Source organism: Sphingopyxis sp., from assembly GCF_036675685.1.
In the GTDB taxonomy this organism is placed as follows: Bacteria; Pseudomonadota; Alphaproteobacteria; order Sphingomonadales; family Sphingomonadaceae; genus Sphingopyxis.
Map to the genome: position 1 here is coordinate 73,303 of NZ_JAKFEM010000026.1, position 20,019 is coordinate 93,321.

Sequence of the window (20,019 nt, forward strand, 5' to 3'; positions counted from 1 at the left end):
GCGGCGCGTTGCTGCCGCTCGCCCATTGACCCGGGACCGAAGAGCGTCCAGCCCCGGTTGCGGTACGGGCGGTAAGGCCGCCCAGGTGGAGAAGATGATGACCCGTTCGGCCCCCTTGGTGTTCTTGCCGCTGCTCGGCGGGGCCGTGCTGCTCGCGACCCTCGCGGCGTGCGGCACCGGCGACGCGCCCGAGAGCGAGCAGGTTGCGGCCGCGACGGCGCGCAAATGTCCGGCGATTGCCGACACGCCGGTCAAGCTTGCGGGCGGCAGCTTCGCGATGGGCGAGGACGATGTCTATCGGGAGGAAGGGCCGGTGCGCGAAACCACCGTCGGCGGCTTCTGGATCGACCCGCACGAGGTCACCAACCGCCAGTTCGCCGAGTTCGTCGAGGCGGCGGACTATGTGACCGTCGCCGAAAAGCCCGTCGATCCCAGGCAGTTTCAGGTGCCCGTCGACCAGATCCCCTCCGACATGCTCAAAGCCGGGTCGGCGGTGTTCACGCCGCCCGATTTCCCGTCGAACAATTATGCCGACTGGTGGAAATATGTGCCGGGCGCGAACTGGAAAAAACCCTATGGACCGACCGGTTCCGGCCCGGTCGACAACGAGCCGGTCGTCCACCTCGCGTGGGACGACATGGTCGCTTATGCCAAATGGCGCGGAGGGCGCATTCCGACCGAGGCTGAATGGGAATATGCCGCGAGCGCGGGCAAGCCGTCGAAGAATGTCCAGCCCGCGGAAGCGAACAGCTGGCAGGGCGCCTTCCCGAACTACAATGCCGAAAGCGACGGCTTCAAGGGCGTCGCGCCGGTCGGCTGCTACAAGCCCAACGCCAACGGCCTCTACGACATGGTTGGCAATGTTTGGGAGGTGACCGCGGACTTCTTCAGGCCCGGACACAATCCGGACGAGAAGGACAATCCTAAAGGTCCGAGCGAGAATGGGGCCTATGATCCGCTCAACCCCGGCATGCCGTCGCGGACGGTGAAGGGTGGCAGCTATCTGTGCGCGCCCAATTATTGCCAGCGCTATCGCCCCGCCTCGCGGCAGGGCCGCGATCCGGGGCTCGGCACCAGTAATGTCGGTTTCCGGCTCGTCTACGATCAAGCGCCGGGTGCCTGAGATGCTGGCCCCTCGTTTTGGTGCGACGCCCGCGGCGCGGTTCAAAACTCGATGAGGATCTTCACATTGGTCGCCCGTACGCCGGCCAGTGCCGCGATCCGTTCCTTGCTCTCATCGACCAGCGACTGAATTTGCTCGGCACTGCCCGCGACGTCCGGACCCTCGCTTACGGACGCAGCGAAGCCCCCGATAATGAGCTCGCGCTCGGAGATTCCAAAGGCGTCGGCGAGGGCGACTAGGCTGTTGCGCCGTGGGATCGTCTTGCCCGTCTCCCATGCCCAGATGCTCGGCTTGCTCAACCCCGTACGCGCCGAGAGCGCCGCGCGACTGAGCCCGCGCTCCTTCCGCAGCCGGTGCAGGCGCTGCGGCAACAGCTCACCCGGATCGGCGGTGGCAGCCGGATCGACGTCCGCGGGAAGCGGGTTGCGCAACTGCGCGGCGCTCAGCGCTGCGCGCGAGAGTGGGTGGTCGAACCGGCAGCCCGCCAGCGCCTCGCTGCGCCAGACAATGGTGGCCGCCAGGTCGCGCGCCTCGGGCAACGCGACCATGATCTGCTGACCGATCGTCAAGTCGGACGTGGTTTCGATAAGCATGCCCGTGGCCGACAGATTGTGGATCACAACCGTCGTGCCTTGGCCGATGCCGAGGGAGCCGGGCGCCTCGATCCGCATTCGCATGCGCGCCGTGCCCCGCTGGCTGCCGATATTATCCCGGGGTTCTATGGTCGCATGAATGGGCATGGTTCAACGCTATGCGTCTTGATCGGTTGTCGAACGGTAAAGATTGGCCGCGGCACCGCCGGACGGTGCGGTGCACCCTTTGCGACTACAAGCGGAATATGCCTCCACTCGTTGAGCCGTGCGTCGGGCACGGCGAGCGCAGCGGGTCGCGATATAGGTGTCTGCAAACGGAATCCCGGTGAATTCCAGTGACAGCTTACTTAACCTCTAAACCCATTTCAGACAGGGGCCGAAGGAAAGGGCCATTTGAGGGCAATATAAACTGTCACCGTAATTCCCGGCATCAGCGAGAAATGGTATCGCGCACTGGCACGAGATTTGGAGACCGGCGGAATGAAATCGAAAAATGGCGGCGGCCCGCACTATTCGCCCTTCGCGATCGGCGGCGGCCTTGTCTTCGTGTCCGGCCAGCTGCCGTTGCGGCCCGGCCGGGATACATCGCTGGCGGACTCGCCCTTCAAGGCACAGGCCGAGCAAGCGCTCCGGAACCTGAAAACCGTCCTTGAAGGCGCGGGCGCCGAACTGGCACAGGTGATCAAGACGACCGTCTATCTCAGCGACATAGCCGACTGGGATGAACTGGATGAAGTGTACGGCCAATTTTTTGGTGCGACGCGGCCCGCCAGGAGCGTCGTGCCGACGGGGCCGCTCCACTTTGGTTTTCGAATTGAGATCGAAGCCATCGCACTGTCGACCAAGGAAGCAGCGGCTTGACAGGGGACCACCTGCGACGAATAAATCGCTCTATCGCGGGCCGCAACGGATTGGTGGTAATGGCTCCCCGGGTAGGATTCGAACCTACGACCGATCGATTAACAGTCGATTGCTCTACCGCTGAGCTACCGAGGAACACGCCGCCGAAGCGGACAAGGCGGCCCCTTTGCCGTCAACCGACATATTTATCAAGGGGGTTTTGGCGGCTTTTGTAACTCTCAGACGATAAATTGTTCCATCGCGATGCGTTCGTCGAGCCCCTGGTCGGGATCGAACAGCAAAGTCAGCGGCCGGCTGCGGTCGGTTGTGACCAAAACCGTCTTCACATCGCGGATTTCGCGCTGGTCGGCGACCGCGCTGACCGGGCGTTTCGCCGCCTCGCGCACGTTGAAGCGGATGCTCGTCGATTCGGGGACCAGCGCGCCGCGCCAGCGCCGCGGGCGGAAGGGGCTGATCGGCGTCAGCGCGAGCATTTCGGATTCGAGCGGCAGGATCGGGCCGTTGGCGCTGAGGTTATAGGCGGTCGATCCCGCGGGCGTGGACACGAGCACGCCGTCGCACGCGAGTTCTTCGAGCATCGTCTTCTCGTTGATCATCACTTCGAGCTTCGCGGCCTGGCGCGTTTCGCGCAGCAGCGAGATTTCGTTGATCGCGGGCAGGATATGGCGCTCGCCGCTGATCGTCGTGATGTCGCCCGAGAGCGGATGGATCAGGAAGGGGCGCGCGGCGGCGAGCCGGTCGACCAGCCCCTCGACGCGAAACTCGTTCATCAGGAACCCGATCGTACCGCGGTTCATCCCGAAGACGGGCATGCTGCGCCGCTGGTCGAGCAGCTGGTGCAGCATGTGCAGCAGGAAACCGTCGCCGCCGAGCGCGATCAACAGGTCGGCGTCGTTCAGGTCGACGAAGTCATAGAGCGGGCGCAATTCGGCCTCGGCCTCCATGGCCGCGGGCGCGTTCGATGCGACAAGCGCGATCTTGCGATGCATATTGGTCCGGTTCCCCCGTGCCTTCAAATATCGGGGCGACGTGTCAGCCGCCCGTTGCACTCATATGACGCGCGACCGCCGGTTTGGACTTTCCCTCGATATGAAAGTCATGCGCGCGGGGTTTGCCAGCCAATGCCCGATCAATCAACCCGTCGACATCGCCGCGCTCGCGGAGCGCAGCACGCAGGTCGACATGGTCGTCCTGCCCGAGGCACATATAGACGCGGCCTTCGACGGTCAGGCGGATGCGGTTGCAGGTGGTGCAGAAATTGTCGCTGAGCGGCGTGATCAGGCCCAGCGTCACCGGGCTGTCCTCGACCGCGAAATAGCGTGCCGGGCCGCCGGTGCGCCGGTCGACCGGGTAGATCGCGCGGGCTTCGCGGAGCGGGGCGATAAACTGATGGAGCGGGATATAATGATCGCTGCGGTCGCCTTCGACCTCGCCCAGCGGCATCGTCTCGATGAGGGTGAGGTCGCAGCCGTTCGCGGCGCAATAATCGAGCACCGGGAGCAATTGGTCTTCGTTGAGCCCGGCGAGCGCGACCATGTTGATCTTGACCGCCAGCCCGGCCTCGCGCGCGGCGGCGACGCCGCGCAGGGCGACATCGAGATCGCCGACGCGGGTGATGTGGCGGAAGGCGGCCGGATCGAGCGTGTCGATGCTGATGTTGACGCGGCGGACGCCCGCCGCCGCCAGCATCGGCGCATGCTCGGCGAGCCGCATCGCATTGGTGGTTAAGGTCAGCTCGTCGAGGCCGTGCCCGATCATCGCACCGAGCCGCATCGCGAGCGTGTCGATGCCGCGCCGCACCAGCGGCTCGCCGCCGGTCAGGCGGATACGGCGGATGCCGCGCGCGACGAACCGCTCGGCAATCTCGCCCATTTCCTCTATGCTGAGCACCGCCGATTTGGGGAGGAAGGTCATGTCTTCCGCCATGCAATAGCGGCAACGCAGGTCGCAGCGGTCGGTAACCGACAGGCGCAAATAGCTGATCCGGCGGCCATGACCGTCGATCAGCGGTGCCGAAGATACGGCATTATGGGGCAATGTGGCGGCCACGTGTCCATATTGATGCAAAAGGCAAGAGCTTGGCAAGCAAAGCCTGATAGAGGGACGCCATGAATCGCCTGTCCGAATCTCTTTCCGCCTGCGTCCGGAAGCTCGAAGCCCTGCATGCGCGGCACAATGCCGACGCCGGCGTCATCCTGGTCCAGGTCGACCAGATGGCGCGCATCAACAATAGCGCGGGCACCGCGGCGGGCGACGCCGTGCTCGACGAAATCGGGCGGCGGCTGAAAAATTTCGCCAGCGACGAATTCGGTCAGGGATCGTGCGTCGAGCGTCTGGATGGGCCGCGCTTCCTGATCGTGCCGTCGATGCCGTTGTCGCTCGGCGCGCTGCGTGCCCAGGAGCGCGCGCTGCACGTCGCGCTCGCCGAGCCGATCGTCGGCGACCCCAATGGCCGCCTCGCGATTCGTATCGCCGCGGCGCTGATCACGCGCGACGAATCGGTCGCGGTCCAGCTGCGCAATGCCGGCGACCAGCTCGCGCGGCCGGCGTCGGCGCGCGACGGGGCGATGGTCCATGCCGCGCTGTCGCGCCGCGAGGTCGCGATCCATTACCAGCCGCAATATGACGTCGGCACCGGCAAGATGACCGGGGTCGAGGCGCTGCTGCGCTGGCACCACCCCGAGCTCGGGCTGCTCGGCGCCGGGCCGCTGGTCACCGCGGCGCGCGCGGCGCGGCTCGAATGCGAGCTCACCGAACATGCCCACAGTGTAGCGCTTGCCGAGATGGCGAAATGGCCCAAACCGCTCGCGAAGCTGCGCGTCTCGCTCAACATCACCGCCGCCGACCTCGGCGACCCCGAATTCGCCGGCCGTTTTGCCGGCATGGCGAAAGCGGCGGGGGTCGACCCCGACCGGCTGACGCTCGAACTGACCGAACAGGCGATGCTGAGCGACCCGGCGAGCGCGGCGGAGCAACTCGCGCAGATCCGCACGCTGGGCTGCGCGATCGCGATCGACGATTTCGGCACCGGCTATTCCAGCCTGTCGCTGCTCGCGCGGCTGCCGATCGATTATCTCAAGATCGACAGCGGCTTCACCCGCACGATCGACGGCAGCGACCGCGACCGCATCGTCGTGCGCGCGATCGTCGATCTGGCGCGCGCGCTGGGGCTGCTGGTGGTCGCCGAGGGGATCGAGAATGAGCGCCAGCTGGCGCGATTGTCCGAGCTGGGGGTCGCGACCTGGCAGGGATTCCTGCGGTCGGGACCGGTACCGGCGGATCAGCTTTTGGCGTTGATGGAGGGTAACTGACCCCTATTCCGTTCGCCCCCGAGCTTGTCGAAGCCTGTCCTGAGCGCTTGCAAGGCAGTCGAAGGGGGCTGTTCTGCCTTTTGACACCGCAAGAGAAGCACGGTGCTTCGACAAGCTCAGCACGAACGGAGGAGTGGCTGGTCGCCGGCCGTTACACCACCTGCTTCGCCAGCTTGCCCAACCCCTTCGACAATTGCAGCGCGCCGTTCAATCGTGCCCCGGTGCTCACCCAATCGCCGCTGACCGACAGCTTGTTGTCGGGGCGGAGGCGCGCGCGGCCCTTCAGCCGCTCGACATAGGCGATCAGGCCGGGGACATTGGCGAATTGTTCGTTGTGGAACGACACCAGCGCGCCTTTGGTGCCGACATCGAGCTTGGCGATGCCCGCCAGCTTCGCGTTGGCCTTGATTTCCATCAGCTGGACCAGGTTTGCGGTCTCGAGCGGCAGCGGGCCGAAACGGTCGATCATCTCGGCGGCGAAGGCGTCGAGCGCCGGGCGGTCCTCGGCGTCGTTGAGACGGCGATAAAGCGCCATGCGCAGCGGCAGGTCGGGGACATAATCCTCGGGGATCAGGATCGGCGCGTCGACGGTGATGACCGGCGACAAGGCTTCGCGCGGCGGCAGCGTGCCCGCGCCCTCGGCCTTGGCGACGAGGATCGCCTCCTCGAGCATCGACTGGTAGAGTTCGAAGCCGACCTCGCGGATATGCCCCGATTGCTCGTCGCCGACGAGATTGCCCGCGCCGCGAATGTCGAGGTCGTGGCTCGCGAGCTGGAACCCCGCGCCGAGCGTGTCGAGGTCGCCGAGCAGCTTGAGCCGCTTTTCGGCGGTGTCGGTGATCGCGCCATGCTCGGGGGTCGTGAGATAAGCATAGGCGCGCGTCTTCGCGCGTCCGACGCGCCCGCGTAGCTGGTAAAGCTGCGCGAGGCCGAAGCGGTCGGCGCGGTGGATGATCAGCGTGTTGGCGCTCGGAATGTCGAGCCCGCTTTCGACGATCGTCGTCGACAGCAGCACATCATATTTGCGGTCGTAGAAGGCGCTCATCCGGTCTTCGACCTCGGTCGGGGTCATCTGGCCGTGCGCGACGACATATTTGATCTCGGGCACGCGATTACGCAGAAATTCCTCGATGTCGGGCAGGTCCTTGATTCGCGGGACGACAAAGAAGCTCTGCCCGCCGCGATCATGCTCGCGCAGCAGGGCTTCGCGCAGCACGACGGGGTCCCACGGCGCCACATAAGTCCGCACCGCAAGCCGGTCGACCGGCGGGGTCTGGATGACGCTGAGTTCGCGCAGCCCCGACATCGCCATCTGGAGCGTGCGCGGGATCGGGGTTGCGGTGAGGGTCAGGACGTGGACGTCGGTCTTGAGCTGCTTCAGCCGTTCCTTGTGGACGACCCCGAAGCGCTGTTCCTCATCGACGATCACGAGGCCGAGATTTTTGAATTCGACCGACTTCGCGATCACCGCATGGGTGCCGACGACGATGTCGATGTGTCCGCTTTCGAGCCCGTCGCGCGTTTTCTGTGCCTCGCCCGCCGGAACAAGGCGCGACAAGCGGCCGATATTGACCGGGAAGCCTTTGAAGCGCTCGACGAAATTGGTGAAATGCTGGCGCGCGAGCAAGGTCGTTGGACAGACGAGCGCGACCTGCACCCCTGCCATTGCGGCGACGAAGGCGGCGCGGAGCGCAACCTCGGTCTTCCCGAACCCGACGTCGCCGCAGACGAGCCGGTCCATCGGGCGGCCCGACGCCATGTCGGCGAGCACATCGCCGATCGCGCGGTCCTGATCGTCGGTTTCCTGATAGGGGAAACGGTCGGCGAAGGCGGGGTAGGCGGCGTCCTGTGCGAGCAATTCGCCCGAACGCAGCGCGCGCTGCGCCGCGGTCGCGAGCAGTTCGCCCGCAATCTCGCGGATGCGCTCCTTCATCCGCGCCTTGCGCCGCTGCCACGCTTCGCCGCCGAGCCGGTCGAGCGCGACACCGTCGCTCTCGCCGCCGTAGCGCGAGAGGACGTCGAGATTCTCGACCGGGACGTAGAGCTTGTCGCCACCGGCATAGGTCAGCGCGACGCAATCGTGCGGGCTGTTGCCGACCGGGATCGAGGTCAGTCCCTCGTAACGCCCGATGCCATGATCGAGATGGACGACCATATCGCCGACGCTGAGCGTCGCGAGCTCGGCAAGGAAGGCGTCGGCGCTCTTGCGGCGCTTCTGGCGGCGGACGAGACGCTCGCCGAGGATGTCCTGTTCGGTGAGCAGGCTGATCGCATCCGACGCGAAGCCGTGATCGAGGGGGAGTACGACCATCGCGGTCGCGCCGCCACTTTCCGCCGAGGCGGTGCCGAGCGCGTCCTGCCAGCTGTCGGCGGGCGCGAGCGAGGTGACGCCATGGTCGCGGAGCAATCCCGACAGCCGCTCGCGTGCGCCGCCCGAATAGCTCGCGATGATCGTGCGCCGCCCCTTGCGGCGCTCGTCCGACAGATGATCGGCGACCTTGTCGTAAACATTGAGGTCGGCGGTGCGTTCGGGGGTGAAATCGCGCGCGGCGAAGGTTTCGAGGTCGATGACCGTCGCGGCGGGCGGGACGTCGAAGGGGGTGACGATATGGATCGGGCGCTCGGATGACGCTCCGGCCCATTCGCTTGTCGTCAGATACAGCGTTTCGGGTGCGAGCGGGCGATAACTTCCCGGCGACTCGCGTTCGGCGGCGACGCGGTTCGCGTGATAATCGGCGATCGCGGCGAAGCGCGTCTCGGCGGTCGCCTCGGTGCGGTGGCCGCGCAGTACCGGCGTCGCGGGATCGATATGATCAAAGAGGGTGGCCAGCCGTTCCTCGAACAGCGGCAACCAATGATCCATGCCCGCCTGGCGCCGGCCCTCGCTCACCGCCTGATAGAGCGGATCGCCCGTCGACTGCCCGCCGAACAGGTCGCGATAGGCCGACCGGAAACGCTTGATCGTCGCTTCGTCGAGCAGGGTTTCGCTGGCGGGAAGCAGTTGCAGCGCCTTGGCGGGGCCAAGACTGCGCTGGTCGGCGGGGTCGAACCGGCGGATACTCTCGATCTCGTCGCCAAAGAAATCGACGCGCAAGCCGGTTTCCTCGCCCGCGGGAAACAGGTCGAGGATGCCGCCGCGCACCGCGAATTCGCCCTGGTCGGCGACGGTGTCGACGCGGCTGAACCCGTTCGAGACGAGCAGTTCGGCGAGCGCGTCGCGGTCGATCCGCTGCCCCGCGGCGAGCGTCGTCGCGAGCTGGCGGATGCGGAACGGCGTCAGCGTGCGCTGGGTGATCGCGGCGACGGTGGTGAGGATCAGTTCGCCGCGTTTCGGTGCGAGCTGCAACGCCGAAAGCGTCGCTAGCCGGTCGGCGCTGACGCGCATCGACGGGCCGGCGCGGTCATAGGGCAGGCAGTCCCACGCCGGAAAGCGGTGGACGATCAGGTCGGGCGCAAAGAAAGGCGCCGCGTCGGCGATCGCCTGCATCGCGGTATCGTCGGTCGCGACGTAAACAAGGCGCTTGTCACTCGCGCGCGCCAGATCGGCGAGCAGCAGCGGCAGGAAGCCGTCGGCGGCGCGCGCGAGCGTCAGCGGCGCCGATGCCGACCCGATCGCGGCGAAAATGTCGGCGGCGGGCATCGTCATGGCAGCGGGATATAGTCCAGGCGGCGCATCGCGGCGATCATCTCGGGGCGGTCGAGATGCGCGGGCGGCTCGCCGGTGCCGAGCGCCCACGCCATGATGTCGACATCGTCTTCCTCGACGACGATTTCATACCACGCGATCTCTTCGTCGCTCCATTCGGCCGCATAACGGTCGAAAAAGCCGCCGATCATATAGTCGGCCTCGCGCGTGCCGCGATGCCATGCGCGGAATTTCAGGCGTTTGAGGCGGTCTTGCATGGCGGGCCTTTTAATCTTCTCGGTTAATCTGGCAACCAGCGCCGCCCGATTTCACCGTTCGCCCTGAGCCTGTCGAAGGGCAGCTCTTTCTTTGCAACGTCAGAAAGCAAGACGGTGCTTCGACAAGCTCAGCACGAACGGAAGAGGGGGTTGCGTTTCCTTCGCTCGACACGAACGGAATGTGGGGGCTAGACACGCCCTAGCCATGCGACCCGAGATACTCAATCCGCTCTTTGCCGCGCTCACCGACCTGAAAGGCGTCGGGCCGCAGCTTGCCAAGCCGCTGACGCGGCTGGGGCTGGAGCGCGTCGTCGATGTATTGTTCCATTTGCCGACCGGATTGATCTCGCGCTTTCCGGTCGACCGGCTCGATCAGGCGCAGGCCGGACAGACGATCATCGTCGAACTGACAGCGCAGGATTACCGATCGGGCCGCAGTCCGCGCGCGCCGTTTGGGGTCGAGGCGTTCGACAGCGCGGGCGACCATGTGCGGCTCGTTTATTTCGGCCGGACGTCGGGACTGGCGCGCAAACTCTTTCCTTTGGGCGAGAAGCGTCGCGTATCTGGGCGGCTCGATCTGTATGGCGAGATGCGTCAGATCGTGCACCCCGACCATGTCGCCGAGCCCGGCGACGAGGCGGGGATCGCGGTGCATGAATCGGTCTACCCGCTGACCGAAGGCCTCACCAACGCGCGGCTGTCGCAGTTGGTCGAGACCGCGCTCGAACGGCGGCCCGAACTCGCCGAATGGATCGACGCGCCGCTGCTGGCGAGCCGGGGCTGGCCCGCGTGGCGCGATGCGCTGGCGCGCGCGCATGCGAGCCCGCAGGATACGGCCGCGCACGACCGGCTCGCCTATGACGAGATTTTCGCGAGCCAGGTCGCGTTGATGCTGATCCGGCAAGGGCTGCGCACGCGAAAGGGGCGTCCGGTGGTCGGCGATGGCCGGCTGGTCGATACGCTGCGCCTGCCGTTCGGGCTGACCGGCGCGCAGGAGCGCGTGGGGCGTGAGATTGCCGGCGACATGGCGGGCGAAACGCCGATGCTGCGGATGCTGCAGGGCGATGTCGGGTCGGGCAAGACGCTCGTTGCCTTGCGCGCGATGCTCGCCGCGGTCGAGGCGGGGACGCAGGCGGCGTTGCTCGCGCCGACCGAGATTTTGGCGCGCCAGCATTTTGCGACGCTGCAGGCGATGCTCGCAGGGCTGCCGGTCAACATCGCGATCCTGACCGGCCGCGACAAGGGCAGGATACGCGAATCGACGCTGATGGGGCTGGCCGACGGCAGCATCGACATCCTCGTCGGCACCCACGCGATTTTCCAGGACGCGGTGGCGTATCGCGATCTTTCGTTGGTGGTCGTCGACGAACAGCATCGTTTTGGCGTCGCGCAGCGGCTGATGCTCACCCAGAAAGCGGCGCGCCCGCCGCACCTGCTGGTGATGACCGCGACCCCGATCCCGCGCACGCTGCAGCTTGCCAATCATGGCGAGATGGATGTGTCGCGGATCGACGAAATGCCGCCGGGGCGCACCCCGGTCGACACGCGCGTCGTCTCGGTCGATCGGCTCGACGAGGTCGTGGGCGGACTCGAGCGCCACCTCGCGAGCGGGGCGCAGGCCTATTGGGTCTGCCCGCTGGTCGCCGAGACCGAGGCCAGCGAACTGGCAGCCGCCGAAGAGCGCGCGGCGCTGCTGCGCGAACGGCTCGGGGCGGATCGCGTCGGGCTTGTCCACGGCCGAATGAAGGGCCCCGACAAGGACGACGTCATGGCGCGGTTCCAGGCGGGCGAAATCGGCGTCCTTGTCGCGACGACGGTGATCGAGGTCGGGGTCGATGTGCCCGCGGCGAGCCTGATGATTGTCGAACATGCCGAGAATTTCGGGCTCGCGCAGCTCCACCAGCTGCGCGGCCGCGTCGGGCGCGGGACGGCGAAGTCGGTGTGCCTGCTGCTCCGCTCGCAGAACCTGTCCGAAACCGCGCGCGAGCGGCTGGCGCTGATGCGCGAGACCAACGACGGTTTTGTGATTGCCGAGAAGGACCTCGAACTGCGCGGCGGCGGCGAACTGCTCGGGCTCAAGCAATCGGGCGACGCCGATTACCGGCTCGCGAGCGCCGAACAGCTCGTGCGGCTGCTGCCGGTCGCACATGACGATGCGCGGCTGTTCGTCGAACGCGACGGCGGGATGGACGGCGCGCGCGGCGAGGCGGTACGGCACTGCCTCTATCTGTTCGAGCGCGATGCGGCGGTGCCGCTGCTGCGGAGTGGATAGGCGTCGCCCCCGCGAAGGCGGGGGCCGCTGGCAACATAGTGCCACGACGATGGCGGCCCCGCCTTCGCGGGGGCGACGGCTATTGGGGTGTTTTAGTTGAGGTCCGCCCTCGCGCCCATGGCGCGGATCATCGGCAGGTAATCCTCGACCGCGATCGACTTGTCGAACTGGACACCGGTCTTGCCGCCCAACGACCACACGACCTTGGCCGCGGTGCGACCGATGATCGGCATGCGGAAAACGACGAGGTCGCCGATCTCCAGCCCGCGCTCGAACCGCATCAACATGCCGTCGGCGCTGATGTTGACGCAGGTGCACATTTCCTGCCGTCCGTCGGGCATGACGAAGGGCAGGCGGCAATAGACGTCACTACGCGGGGCGATCCGCTGGTCGAGGCCGACATAATGGGCCTTGCTGGTATCGATCTTGCGCATTTTTATGGACCTTGTTGATTTGGGCATGACGATCCACTCGATTGCTGAAGAAGTGGTAAACGCTGGTCTGCGCCTTACCGCGTCACAAGGCCATGTTTTTTTGACCCGAGGCTCAGCGGCACGGGGTCGGCGTCGGGCAGGATCAGGTGCTGCGGGTCGCGAATGACATCGCCTGCGACCTTCACCGCGCCCTCGTCGAGCTTGCGGCGCGCCTCTTTGTTCGACGCCGCGAAGCCCAATTCGCGCAGCGCATCGACGACGCTGATGCCTTCGGCGGGGGCAACGGCTTGCGGAAGGTCGCCGCCAATCTGTCCCTTTTCAAAGGTTTGCGCGGCGGTGTCCGATGCGGTGCGCGCGGCCTCTTCGCCGCGGCACAGCGCGGTCGCGGCGTCGGCGAGGATTTTCTTCGCCGCGTTGATCTCCGCCCCCTCGAGCGCCTCGAGCCGCGCGATCTCGCCCATCGGCAGGTCGGTGAACAGCTTGAGGAATTTGCCGACGTCGCGGTCGTCGCAGTTGCGCCAATATTGCCAATAGTCAAAATGGGACAGTTGTTCGGGATTGAGCCAGACCGCGCCGGCGGCGGTTTTGCCCATTTTGGCGCCCGCCGCGGTCGTCAGCAGCGGAGTCGTGAGGCCATAAAGGTCGGCGCCGTCCATCCGGCGGCCTAGCTCCATTCCGTTGACGATATTGCCCCACTGGTCCGATCCGCCCATCTGGAGCCGCACGCCCATATCCTTCGACAGATGGCGGAAATCATAGCCCTGGAGGATCATGTAATTGAATTCGAGGAAGGTCATCGGCTGTTCGCGCTCGAGCCGCAGCTTGACCGAATCGAAGGTCATCATGCGGTTGATCGTGAAATGCGTGCCGACCTCCTGCAGCAGCTCGATATAACCAAGCTTGCCGAGCCAGCCCTGGTTATCGACCATCACCGCGTCGGTCGGGCCGTCGCCGAAGGTCAGATATTGCTGGAAGATGCTGAAGATTGACGCGATGTTCGCGGCGATCGTTTCGTCCGACAACATCTTGCGGCTTTCGTCGCGCCCCGTCGGATCGCCGATCCGCGTCGTCCCGCCGCCCATCAGCACAACGGGCTTGTGCCCCGTCTGCTGCAGGCGGCGCAGCATCATGATCTGGACGAGGCTGCCGACATGCAGCGACGGCGCGGTTGCGTCGAAACCGATATATCCGGGGACGACCTGTTTCGCGGCGAGTGCATCGAGCCCTTCCGCGTCGGTCATCTGATGGATATAGCCTCGCTCGTCGAGCAGGCGCAGCAGGTCGGATTTATAGTTCGTCATAGCGGGCGGGCGCTTAGCATGGGGTTTGATATTTGGATAGCATGCGCAAAGAGTTGATCTGTCACCCCGGCACCCCCGCCAAGGCCGTTCGGTCGGTGGCGGTGGAGGTCAGCCTGTCGTTCGAAGACGGGTTTGCGCTGCGCTTCGTCGTCGACGGGGTGATTGCCGAGCTGGTGCTGCCCGACGGCGAAGGCGAACTCGTCATCGCCGACAGCGCCACCGACGGCCTGTGGCAAAGCACCTGCTTCGAAGCTTTCCTGACCGAAGAGGGCGAGCCCGATTATACCGAGTTCAATTACTCCCCCGACGGGCGCTGGGCCTGCTACCAGTTCGACGATTACCGCTCGCTGCTCCGCACGGACGATCTTGCGCCATGGGAAATGGCGGCAGAAAAGGGCGAGCAAAGCTATGCGCTGCGCGTCGAGCCCGGGATTTTTCCCGACAATGGCGCGAAACTCGCGCTGTCGGCGGTGATCGAGGAGGCCGGCGGCACCAAAAGCTATTGGGCTCTCGCGCACCCGCCGGGCAAGCCCGACTTCCATCATCCCGATTGCTTTGCGCTCACGCTTGGGGCACCCGACGCGGCATGACTGCTTACTTCGGTATCGACCGCCTGCTCGCCGATCCGGCGCTTCGTAAACCGCTGGAGGGCCAGCGCGTCGCGCTGCTCGCGCACCCGGCCTCGGTCACCGCCGACCTGACCCACAGCCTCGACGCGCTCGTCGCAGCGGGGGTCAATGTCACCGCGGTGTTCGGACCGCAGCATGGCGTGCGCGGCGACCTTCAGGATAATATGATGGAGTCGCCCGACTTCACCGATCCGACTTACGGCATGCCGGTTTTCAGCCTGTACGGCGAGGTGCGCCGCCCGACGGGCCAGTCGATGCACACGTTCGACGTGATCCTGATCGACCTGCAAGACCTTGGCTGCCGCATCTACACCTATGTCACGACTTTGCTCTACATGCTTGAAGCCGCGGCGCAGCATGGCAAGGCGGTGTGGGTGCTCGACCGGCCGAACCCGGCGGGGCGTCCGGTCGAGGGCACGCTGCTCCGGCCCGGCTGGGAGAGCTTCGTCGGCGCGGGGCCGATGGTCATGCGCCACGGGCTGACGATGGGCGAGATTGGGCGCTGGTTCATCCGCCACTTCAATCTCGACGTCGATTACCGGGTGATCGAGATGGACGGATGGAATCCGCAAGGCCCCGGCTTCGGCTGGCCGACCGACCGCGTATGGATCAACCCCAGCCCCAACGCCGCGAACGTCAATATGGCGCGCGCATACGCCGGCACGGTGATGGTCGAAGGCGCGACGCTCAGCGAGGGCAGGGGCACCACACGCCCGCTCGAACTGTTCGGCGCCCCCGACATCGATGCCAAGACGGTGATTGCCGAAATGCGCCGGCTTGCGCCCGAATGGCTCGGCGGATGCAAGCTGCGCGACATCTGGTTCCAGCCGACTTTCCACAAACATGTCGGCCAGCTCAATAATGGCGTCCATATCCACGCTGAAGGGCCATGGTACGACGATGCGGCGTTCCAGCCGTGGCGCGTCCAGGCGCTGGGGTTCAAGGCGATCCGCGCGCTCTATCCCGACTATCCGATCTGGCGCGGCAAGGATTTCAAATATGAATATACCGACGATGTGCTCGCAATCGACGTGATCAACGGCGGCCCGGGCTTGCGCGAATGGGTCGACGATGCGGGCGCCGCGGCGGGCGATCTCGACGCGCTGGCGCTGCCCGACGAGGCGGCGTGGCGCGATGAGATTGCGAACTTGCTCCTCTATTGATGGTGAAAGGCGGAACGATGCAGCGACGGAAATTCCTCGGCACGGCGGCCCTCGGCGGGCTGGTGGCGACGCTGCCGCTTTCCGCATGGGCGGCCGACACGGCGGGTCTGCCAAACCTTGCCGCCAAGGCGGTCCCGATCGGAGCGGCCGAGCGCATGGCGCGCATTGCCAAGGCAAAGGAGTTGATGCGCGCGAACGATATTGGCGCGCTGCTGATCGAGCCGGGGTCGAGCCTCATCTATTTCACCGGGGTGCGCTGGTCGCGGAGCGAGCGGCTGACCGCGGCAGTGCTGACGCGTGAGGGCGAGATTGCGATCGTCACGCCCTTCTTCGAAGAGCCATCGGTGCGGGAGAGCCTCGGCGTCGACGCCGAAGTGCTGACGTGGAACGAGGATGAGAACCCGCTCGCTGCAGTCGCGGGCTGGCTCGGCAAGCGCGGGCTGGCGAAGGGCAAGATCGGGGTTGAGGAAACCGTACGTTTCTTCGCGGTCGACGGCCTCAAAAAAGCGACGCCGGGCGCAAGCGTCGTCAACGGCGCCCCGATCGTGCGCGGGTGCCGCATGCACAAGTCGTCGGCCGAAATCGCGCTGATGCAGATCGCCGCCGACATCACCATCGCCGCGTACCGCCACACCGCGCCGCGGGTCGAGGCGGGGATGACCCCGGCCGACATCGGCGCGATCATGGCGGCCGCGACCACCACGCTCGGCGGGACGGGCGGGTTCGAACTGATCCTGCTCGGCGAGGCAAGCGCCTATCCGCACGGGTCGGGCAAGCCGCAGGCGGTGAAGAGCGGCGAGGTCGTGCTGATGGACTGCGGCACGACCGTCCATGGCTATCAATCCGATATTTCGCGCAGCTTCGTTTTCGGCAAGGCGAGCGCGCGCCAGCGGCAGGTGTGGGACCAGATGCGCAAGGGGCAGGATGTCGCCTTTGCCGCGGCGAAGCTCGGCACGCCTGCGGGCAAGGTCGACGATGCGGTGCGCGCCTATTATGAAAGCCTCGGCTGGGGTCCTGGCTACAAGCTTCCCGGCACCTCGCACCGCACCGGCCACGGCATCGGCCTTGATGGCCACGAGCCGGTCAATCTGGTGCGCGGCGAAACGACGCCGCTTGGCGCGGGCATGTGCTTCTCGAACGAACCCGGCATCTATATCCCCGGCGAATTCGGCATAAGGCTCGAGGACTGCTTCTATATGACCGAAGCGGGGCCGAAATGGTTCAGCGAACCGCCGCCGTCGATCGACAAGCCGTTCGACTAGTCCGGCGTCTTGGGCCGCTGGACAAGGCTGACGAGTACGAACGAGATGATCATCAGCAAATACCAGCTGCCAAGCTTCTCGACACCGACCATATGCCAGCCGCCATCCTGGCTTGGGTAGGTCCAGGCGCGGGCGAAGGTGCCGATATTTTCGGCCAGCCAGATGAACAGCGCGACGAGGCCCCAGCCGACGAGGAGCGGCATCCGGCGATGGACGTGTAGCGGGCGGAACCACACCTGACAGCGCCAGAACAGCAGCGCGGTCGCCGCGAACAGGAACCAGCGGATGTCGGGCAGCCAGTGGTGCGCGAAGAAATTGACGTAGATCGCGGCGGCGAGCGCATAACTGGTCCAGACGGGCGGATAGCCCGAGTAGCGGAAGTCGAAGATGCGCCAGACACGCGCGATATAACTCCCGACCGCGGCATACATGAAACCCGAAAAGAGCGGCACCGCGCCGATATGGAGCAGGCTTGCCTCGGGATATTGCCACGATCCCGCGGCGGTCTTGAACAGCTCCATCACCGTGCCGACGATATGGAAGATAAGGATTACGACCGCTTCCTTGGGCGTCTCCAACCGGAAAGCCAGCATCCCGAGCTGGATCAGCACCGCACCGATCGTGATCGCGTCATAACGGTGGAGCGGCGCATCGTCGGGCCAGAAGAGATGCGTGCCGAGAAGCAGCGCGAGCATGAGTCCGCCGAACAGGCACGCCCAGCCCTGTTTGAAACCGAAAACGAGGAATTCGAGGAACCAGCCGCGTGGTCCCGGCGTGACCGCCATCGCCTCCAGCCGCGAGCGGACGGCATGGAAGCGGCTGTGGCCGCCCACCGCGCCCAACTCGGTGTCAGACATGGACGGCGACGTAGGCAATCAGCATCGCGGCGGGCATCAGCAAAAGTTGCGCGAGGATTGTGCCCGCGAGGCGGCTTAGCGAGATGAGCATGATCGCGCGGCGGAACTCGCCTTCGCCGACTTTGCCCTCGACCGCATCGTCGGTCATCACCGACAGCTGCGGGTCGATGAAGGCGAAGAGCAGGATCGTCGCGAAGCCGTTGATGAGCGCCGACAATTGCGAAGCAGTTACCCGGAATTCAGGGGCAAGAAAACCGGCGTAGAGCGAGGCGACGACGCCGACCGCGAGCAGTGACTGCGCAAGGCAGTTGGCGATGAGCACGCCCCAGCTGATCCCCTTCGGCATGCGCCAGCTCTTGAGGTGCCCGAGGCTGGGGATACGCAGCGACCGACGGAAGGTGCGCAGCCCGCTCGGGCTCATCGCCTTCACCGCCAGCTTGGTCGTCGAGCGGTTGGTTTGATACCAGCCGATCGCTGCCGCGAACATGCGCTGCCCCGTGGGAACGAGCAGGATGCCGACCAGCGTCGCGACGCTCGCCGCGGCGAGCACGAACTGCATGTCGATGAACAGCGACACGCCGCTGCCGTCGTGGATCCGCGTTTCGATCCGCTTCGCAAGGAAGGGACCGAGGAAGCTGTTCGACGTGCGCGAGAAGAGCACGAGGATGTTGAACAGCGCGAACGACATCGCGATCCGCCGCGTCCGCACCCCGGCGATCCGCGCGGCATAGGCGAGCGCGCCGATCAGGTTGATGAAGCCGGTGAGCAATAGGATGGTGACGAGGGGGAGGTCGATCATTGCGGGGCTTTAGCGCAAGATTGTCGTTAGAGGAATCGTCATCCCGGCGCAGGCCGGGACGACGGATGTGGTTGGTCAATGCTTGCGCGTCAGTTCGCGCATCGCATCGTCGAGCCCCGCGAGGCTGAGCGGGTACATGCGATCGTTCATCAGCTGTTTGATCAGCTTCACCGACTGGGTGTAGCCCCAATGCGCCTCGGGCACCGGGTTGAGCCAAACCGCGGCGGGGTAGACATGCGTCATGCGCTGGATCCACACCGCGCCCGATTCCTCGTTGAAATGTTCGACGCTGCCGCCGGGATGGGTGATTTCATAGGCGCTCATCGACGCGTCGCCGACGAAGATCAGTTTGTAATCATGACCATATTTGTGGAGAATGTCCCACATCTGATGGCGTTCGGACCAGCGGCGCTTGTTGTCCTTCCACACCCCTTCGTAGGGGCAATTGTGGAAGTAGAAGAATTCGAGATTCTTGAATTCGCTCGTCGCGGCGCTGAACAATTCTTCGCAGAGCTTGACGAAGGGGTCCATCGACCCGCCGACGTCGAGGAACAGCAGCAGCTTGACCGCATTGCGCCGCTCGGGGCGCATCCTGATGTCGAGCCAGCCCTGCCGCGCAGTGCCGTCGATCGTGCCGGGAATGTCGAGCTCGTCGGCGGCGCCCTCGCGCGCGAATTTGCGCAGGCGGCGGAGCGCGATCTTGATGTTGCGGGTGCCAAGCTCCTTGGTGTTGTCGAGGTTCTGGAACTCGCGCTTTTCCCAGACCTTGAGCGCGCGCTTGTGCTTGCTCTCGCCGCCGATCCGCACGCCCTCGGGATTATAGCCCGAATTGCCGAACGGGCTTGTGCCGCCGGTGCCGATCCACTTGCTGCCGCCCTCGTGGCGCTTCTGCTGTTCCTCGAGCCGCTCTTTCAGCGTCTCCATGATCTTGTCCCAGTCGCCGAGCGACTCGATCGCCGCCATTTCCTCGGGGGTCAGGAATTTCTCGGCGACCGCCTTCAGCCAGTCGGCGGGCACGTCGACCGGGTTCTGGCCGTAATCGGAAATGATGCCCTTGAAGACCTTGTTGAACACCTGGTCGAAGCGGTCGAGCAGGCCCTCGTCCTTCACGTAAATCGCGCGGGACAGGTAATAGAATTGCTCGGGGCTGCGGTCGATCACCTCACGGTCGAGCGCTTCCAAGAGCATCAGATGCTCTTTCAGGCTGGCGGGGATGCCCGCGGCACGCAGCTCGTCGAGGAAGCCGAAAAACATGGATGCTGGACTATCGCGTCGAGGGGGTGGGCGCAACTAGTTTACGTAAACGGAAAGCAGGGGCAGCGTGGTTTGCAGCCGCCCGTTGTCCGTTCGCATCGAGCGAGTCGAGATGCCCATCGGCGTAGAACATGGTTGAAAGGTGTCCCGACTTCGCTCGATGCGAACGGGAAAGAGAAGTGTCCACTAAGGATCGATAGCCGCCCTTACCAAAACCGTCATCCCGGCGTAGGCCGGGATCTCGCCAGTGCGTGAAT

General features: G+C 65.4%; 17 protein-coding genes and 1 tRNA gene. 7 read left to right on the top strand and 11 right to left on the bottom strand.

What is annotated here, in order from left to right; all coding sequences use genetic code 11:
* Positions 1 to 94: 94 nt before the first annotated feature.
* The gene (locus V6M50_RS12180) at positions 95 to 1,123 is read left to right on the top strand and encodes a formylglycine-generating enzyme family protein (protein ID WP_332818833.1); all 1,029 of its coding nucleotides are present in this window, start codon (positions 95 to 97) and stop codon (positions 1,121 to 1,123) included.
* Positions 1,124 to 1,164: 41 nt separating this feature from the next.
* Here V6M50_RS12180 and V6M50_RS12185 read toward each other — a convergent pair whose 3' ends face one another.
* Entirely contained in the window at positions 1,165 to 1,863 is a 699-nt protein-coding gene (locus V6M50_RS12185; protein WP_332818834.1) for a helix-turn-helix domain-containing protein, read from the bottom strand.
* A 318-nt stretch (positions 1,864 to 2,181) separates the two neighbouring features.
* On the opposite strand from V6M50_RS12185, the gene V6M50_RS12190 reads away from it, so the two are divergent.
* Complete coding sequence (locus tag V6M50_RS12190; RefSeq protein ID WP_332818835.1) at positions 2,182 to 2,577, top strand: RidA family protein; 396 nt, start codon at positions 2,182 to 2,184, stop codon at positions 2,575 to 2,577.
* Positions 2,578 to 2,637: 60 nt separating this feature from the next.
* Here the strand turns inward: V6M50_RS12190 and V6M50_RS12195 are convergent.
* From V6M50_RS12195 to moaA, 3 genes are all read right to left on the bottom strand, one after another.
* Positions 2,638 to 2,712 (bottom strand) — tRNA-Asn (locus V6M50_RS12195).
* Positions 2,713 to 2,795: 83 nt separating this feature from the next.
* Positions 2,796 to 3,566, bottom strand: a complete 771-nt coding sequence (locus V6M50_RS12200) for an NAD kinase (RefSeq protein WP_332818836.1) — start codon at positions 3,564 to 3,566, stop codon at positions 2,796 to 2,798.
* A gap of 43 nt (positions 3,567 to 3,609) precedes the next feature.
* Complete coding sequence (moaA, locus tag V6M50_RS12205; RefSeq protein ID WP_332818837.1) at positions 3,610 to 4,626, bottom strand: GTP 3',8-cyclase MoaA; 1,017 nt, start codon at positions 4,624 to 4,626, stop codon at positions 3,610 to 3,612.
* A 59-nt stretch (positions 4,627 to 4,685) separates the two neighbouring features.
* Between moaA and V6M50_RS12210 the strand changes: the two genes are divergently transcribed.
* Positions 4,686 to 5,888 carry a GGDEF domain-containing phosphodiesterase gene (locus tag V6M50_RS12210; protein ID WP_332818838.1) on the top strand — a complete coding sequence of 401 codons (1,203 nt, stop codon included), beginning with the start codon at positions 4,686 to 4,688 and terminating at the stop codon, positions 5,886 to 5,888.
* A 151-nt stretch (positions 5,889 to 6,039) separates the two neighbouring features.
* Here V6M50_RS12210 and mfd read toward each other — a convergent pair whose 3' ends face one another.
* Entirely contained in the window at positions 6,040 to 9,534 is a 3,495-nt protein-coding gene (mfd, locus tag V6M50_RS12215) for a transcription-repair coupling factor (protein WP_332818839.1), read from the bottom strand.
* A complete protein-coding gene (locus V6M50_RS12220; RefSeq protein WP_332818840.1) occupies positions 9,531 to 9,791 on the bottom strand; it encodes a succinate dehydrogenase assembly factor 2 in 261 nt (86 codons plus the stop codon). Before V6M50_RS12220 ends, mfd begins: the two co-directional genes overlap by 4 nt.
* A 205-nt stretch (positions 9,792 to 9,996) precedes the next feature.
* On the opposite strand from V6M50_RS12220, the gene recG reads away from it, so the two are divergent.
* Entirely contained in the window at positions 9,997 to 12,063 is a 2,067-nt protein-coding gene (gene recG, locus V6M50_RS12225) for an ATP-dependent DNA helicase RecG (protein WP_332818841.1), read from the top strand.
* A 92-nt stretch (positions 12,064 to 12,155) separates the two neighbouring features.
* Here the strand turns inward: recG and V6M50_RS12230 are convergent, their stop codons facing one another.
* Together V6M50_RS12230 and tyrS are read right to left on the bottom strand one after the other, a co-directional pair.
* Complete coding sequence (locus V6M50_RS12230; RefSeq protein ID WP_332818842.1) at positions 12,156 to 12,497, bottom strand: PilZ domain-containing protein; 342 nt, start codon at positions 12,495 to 12,497, stop codon at positions 12,156 to 12,158.
* A 74-nt stretch (positions 12,498 to 12,571) separates the two neighbouring features.
* Positions 12,572 to 13,798 carry a tyrosine--tRNA ligase gene (gene tyrS, locus V6M50_RS12235; protein ID WP_332818843.1) on the bottom strand — a complete coding sequence of 409 codons (1,227 nt, stop codon included), beginning with the start codon at positions 13,796 to 13,798 and terminating at the stop codon, positions 12,572 to 12,574.
* A gap of 41 nt (positions 13,799 to 13,839) precedes the next feature.
* Here tyrS and V6M50_RS12240 point away from each other — a divergent pair, with 41 nt between their 5' ends.
* Genes V6M50_RS12240 through V6M50_RS12250 form a run of 3 tightly spaced genes read left to right on the top strand, consistent with a single transcriptional unit; the run spans position 13,840 to position 16,852 of the window.
* Positions 13,840 to 14,388 (top strand): DOMON-like domain-containing protein, encoded by a 549-nt coding sequence (locus V6M50_RS12240; RefSeq protein WP_332818844.1) that lies wholly within the window; start codon positions 13,840 to 13,842, stop codon positions 14,386 to 14,388.
* Complete coding sequence (locus tag V6M50_RS12245) at positions 14,385 to 15,590, top strand: exo-beta-N-acetylmuramidase NamZ family protein (RefSeq protein ID WP_332818845.1); 1,206 nt, start codon at positions 14,385 to 14,387, stop codon at positions 15,588 to 15,590. Before V6M50_RS12240 ends, V6M50_RS12245 begins: the two co-directional genes overlap by 4 nt.
* A gap of 17 nt (positions 15,591 to 15,607) precedes the next feature.
* Positions 15,608 to 16,852 (top strand): M24 family metallopeptidase, encoded by a 1,245-nt coding sequence (locus tag V6M50_RS12250; protein ID WP_332818846.1) that lies wholly within the window; start codon positions 15,608 to 15,610, stop codon positions 16,850 to 16,852.
* On the opposite strand, the gene V6M50_RS12255 is transcribed toward V6M50_RS12250, so the two are convergent.
* The 3 genes from V6M50_RS12255 to V6M50_RS12265 all read right to left on the bottom strand — a co-directional run bounded on the left by V6M50_RS12255 (position 16,849) and on the right by V6M50_RS12265 (position 19,762).
* Positions 16,849 to 17,709 carry a DUF817 domain-containing protein gene (locus V6M50_RS12255; protein ID WP_332818847.1) on the bottom strand — a complete coding sequence of 287 codons (861 nt, stop codon included), beginning with the start codon at positions 17,707 to 17,709 and terminating at the stop codon, positions 16,849 to 16,851. The genes V6M50_RS12250 and V6M50_RS12255 overlap by 4 nt on opposite strands.
* The gene (locus tag V6M50_RS12260; protein ID WP_332818848.1) at positions 17,702 to 18,508 is read right to left on the bottom strand and encodes a lipid II flippase Amj family protein; all 807 of its coding nucleotides are present in this window, start codon (positions 18,506 to 18,508) and stop codon (positions 17,702 to 17,704) included. Before V6M50_RS12260 ends, V6M50_RS12255 begins: the two co-directional genes overlap by 8 nt.
* A 75-nt stretch (positions 18,509 to 18,583) precedes the next feature.
* Positions 18,584 to 19,762 (bottom strand): vWA domain-containing protein, encoded by a 1,179-nt coding sequence (locus V6M50_RS12265; protein WP_332818849.1) that lies wholly within the window; start codon positions 19,760 to 19,762, stop codon positions 18,584 to 18,586.
* Positions 19,763 to 20,019: the final 257 nt, after the last annotated feature.